Source organism: Halanaerobium sp., assembly GCF_003070835.1.
Map to the genome: position 1 here is coordinate 1 of NZ_QBLR01000344.1, position 3,468 is coordinate 3,468.

Annotated in this window: 4 protein-coding genes; all 4 read right to left on the bottom strand. The window is 36.9% G+C overall.

All coding sequences use genetic code 11. The annotated features are described in order from the left end of the window. Positions 1-33: 33 nt before the first annotated feature. Positions 34-1,110 carry a GntR family transcriptional regulator gene (locus CI949_RS18685; protein WP_133530841.1) on the bottom strand — a complete coding sequence of 359 codons (1,077 nt, stop codon included), beginning with the start codon at positions 1,108-1,110 and terminating at the stop codon, positions 34-36. 202 nt (positions 1,111-1,312) lie between these two features. Beyond that, positions 1,313-2,671: a PFL family protein gene (locus CI949_RS18690; RefSeq protein WP_108141299.1), complete on the bottom strand. Its 1,359-nt coding sequence runs from the start codon at positions 2,669-2,671 to the stop codon at positions 1,313-1,315. A gap of 58 nt (positions 2,672-2,729) precedes the next feature. Further along, positions 2,730-2,999, bottom strand: a complete 270-nt coding sequence (locus tag CI949_RS18695; RefSeq protein ID WP_108141297.1) for an ACT domain-containing protein — start codon at positions 2,997-2,999, stop codon at positions 2,730-2,732. A 175-nt stretch (positions 3,000-3,174) separates the two neighbouring features. After that, positions 3,175-3,468: FGGY-family carbohydrate kinase (locus CI949_RS18700; protein ID WP_290769201.1), on the bottom strand; the 294-nt coding region annotated here is incomplete at its 5' end.

A 3,468-nucleotide genomic window follows, 5' to 3' on the forward strand; every position in this document is an offset into this window, starting at 1 on the left:
GACTTAAAAATTTAATTAATAGGGAGAAGCTAACTACCTCCTTCTTAACTCTTTACATGAATCTCTAACTACCAGTTCTGGATCATATAAAAATCTGGGTTTTTTAATTCCAATTTCTATCATATTAAATAATAATCTGGCTGCATGTCTGCCCAGTTCTTCTTTAGGATGTCTAACTGAGGTAAGTCTAACATTTGTTGCTGTAGCCAGAATGGAATCATCAAAAGATACAACGGAAATATCTTCTGGTACTTTTAAACCATTATCAATAATTGCCTTGACAACATCTACTGCAATTTCATCATTATAACAGACAACTGCTGTCGGCTGATTTTGGTGAGATAACATTTTATCCATACAGTGATAGGGATAAGATGATATCTGGCTAGTTATATAAGTTCCAATATCTGCAGCTTCTGGGTCAAGATCATAATCTGAGAGTGCTTTTTTAAAACCCTTAAGTCTAAATATCCCCTGCAGATCATCTTCTTTAAAAATACCAGCAATACTTGTATGGCCCAGCTGAAGCAAATATTGAGTTGCCTTATAGCCACCCTTGTAATCATTGACTATTGCATAGGATGGATCAAGTTCTCTATAATAGGCATTTAACATTACAAAGGGAATATTTTTTTCTTTAAGTTCCTGATATAAATCCATGTTGTGGGTGTCGACTGCACTTTTTGTTGGCTCAATTATCAAACCATCAACTTGATTATCTATAACTTTTCTTAAGTGTTTTCGTTCTTTATTGGGATCATTATCTGTATTGGCCAGATTTAGAGTATAGTGCTTTGAACTGACAACCTCTTCAATCCCGGAAATAATATTGGGAAAAATATAATTGGAAAGATAGGTAGTAATAACTGCAATTCGTTTTTCTTTAACTGTATTTTGTTCGTCCTTAAAAAATGTCCCTTTTCCTCTTTCTCGGGAAACAACTTTTTCCTTTTCCAGCTCTTTTAGAGCTCGGCGCACAGTATCCCTGCTGAAATCAAATTCTTCTGCCACATCAGATTCTGAGGGCAGTAAATCACCATCACTTAACTCATGATGTTCTATATAATCTTTATAATAATCTATAATTTGCTGATACTTTGCTTTTTTCATACAACAACTCTCCCTACTTTTAAACAAGTTGTATGTTAACTTGTTGGTTATATTGTACAACAATCTTTTTTGAAAATCAAGGATAATTTTAAATTTTATAATATTTTCTGAAATTTAAAAGAAAATAAAAAAAGACAGTACAACTCCGCATAATTCAGAGCAGTACTGTCTCAATAATCTTCAATTATATAAAATAACTACCTTAGTTTTTAAGGCTCTGCAGTGGTGCCGGAATTCGGCCGCCTCTGGCAATAAAGTCGGAACTTGAATAATCACTTACTTTCATAATTGGAGCTCGACCAAATAAACCTCCGTAAACAACTTCTTCTCCCACATCTTTACCGGGAACTGGAATTACTCTAACAGCTGTTGTCTTGTGGTTTACCATTCCAATTGCAGCTTCATCAGCAATAATTGCCGAAATTGTATCTGCAGTAGTTTTACCGGGAACAGCTATCATATCAAGTCCTACCGAACAGACTGCAGTCATTGCTTCCAATTTTTCCAAACTTAATGCCCCTTTTTCTACAGCTTCTATCATCCCAGCATCTTCACTAACAGGTATAAAAGCTCCACTTAAACCGCCGACATGGGAAGATGCCATTACCCCACCTTTTTTAACTGCATCATTTAAAAGAGCAAGGGCAGCGGTTGTTCCATGTGCACCAGCAACTTCAACTCCCATTTCTTCTAAGATTCTAGCAACACTGTCGCCAACTGCCGGGGTTGGAGCCAGCGAAAGATCAACAATACCTGCTGTAACTCCCAGCATCTCAGAAGCTTCTTTGGCTACCAGCTGGCCCATCCGGGTAATCTTAAAAGCAGTCTTTTTAATAGTTTCAGCAACTACATCAAAGGGCTCTCCTTTAACCTTAGTTAAGGCTGCCTTGACAGCTCCCGGACCAGAAATACCTACATTAATCATACATTCACCTTCACCAACTCCGTGGAAGGCACCTGCCATAAAGGGATTATCCTCCGGTGCATTGGCAAAAACAACCAGCTTACTGGCTGCAACACCACCATTATCAGCAGTCAGATCAGCACATTTTTTTACTACTTCACCCATCTCAGCAACTGCATCCATATTTAGACCGGCTCTAGTCGTACCAATATTAACTGAAGAACAGACCCTTTCTGTCTGGGCCAGAGCTTCCGGAATTGATTTGATCAGTTTCTTATCAGCTTCTGTCATTCCCTTATGAACCAGCGCTGAAAAGCCGCCAATAAAGTCAACTCCTACTTCTTTAGCTGCCCTGTCCAGTGTTTTAGCAAATTCTATGTAGTCTAAATCTTCAGAAGCAGCTGCAACAAGCGATATGGGAGTAACCGAAATTCTCTTATTAATGATCGGTATATCGTATTTTAACTCAATCTCTTCTGCGGTCTTAACTAAATCACCCGCATATTTAACAATTTTATTATAAATATTTTCTCTTGCTTTGGCACCATCACTATCTGCACAGTCACTTAGAGAAATTCCCATAGTCACTGTTCTGATATCCAGTTTTTCCTCTTCCAGCATTCTGATTGTTTCCATAATCTCGTATGTATTTAACATTAACTCACTTCCTCTCAAACTCAAAAACTAAAATTATTACTCAAAAACCAGCCTATAATTAAATTCTGTGCATGGAGCGGAAAATATCTTCATGCTGTAATTTAATTGAGACTCCCAACTTTTCGCCCTTCTGCTTTAACTCTTTTTTTAATTCCTCTAAAGGAATTTCCAGAGAATCAAGCTCCACCAGCATGGTCATTGTAAAATAATCATCCAGTATTGTCTGACTGATATCAAGGATATTCACCTTTTTTTCAGCCAGCAGTGTACTTACCTCAGCAATAATCCCAATCTGATCAACACCAATTACACTAATAATAGCTTTCACAAAAATCTTCCTTTCTCTTCTAGAATAAATACTCATAACTCTACTGCTCTGATTTAATAGATTATAATTCTTATCACTAATCTTATCATTTATTTTAATTCTTTACAACAAAAACCGCCGGCATAATCACCGACGGCCTCAAGAACTCCTATTGTTTATATTTTTAGAATATAGATTATTTTAAGTCTTTAAATCTCTCTTTTAAATCTCCATAAAGATTCTGATAAATCTCATAGTTTTTATTATACTTTTCAACATTCTCAGCTATCGGATCTACAGTTTTGACTACATCAACCAGTTCCTCTACTATTGATTCGAAGTCAGAAAAGACTCCAGCCCCAACTCCAGCAATAATTGCTGCCCCAAAGGCAGGTCCCTGCTCAATATTTAAAAGGCTGATTGTTTCACCAAAGATATCTGCTGTAATCTGCTGCCAGAGTTCACTTTTGGCTCCTCCACCAATTAGACG

Excerpts from the sequence above, each read along its gene's own strand:
- CI949_RS18685 (WP_133530841.1), bottom strand. The coding sequence starts at position 1,110 with ATGAAAAAAGCAAAGTATCAGCAAATTATAGATTATTATAAAGATTAT.
- CI949_RS18690 (WP_108141299.1), bottom strand. The coding sequence starts at position 2,671 with ATGTTAAATACATACGAGATTATGGAAACAATCAGAATGCTGGAAGAG.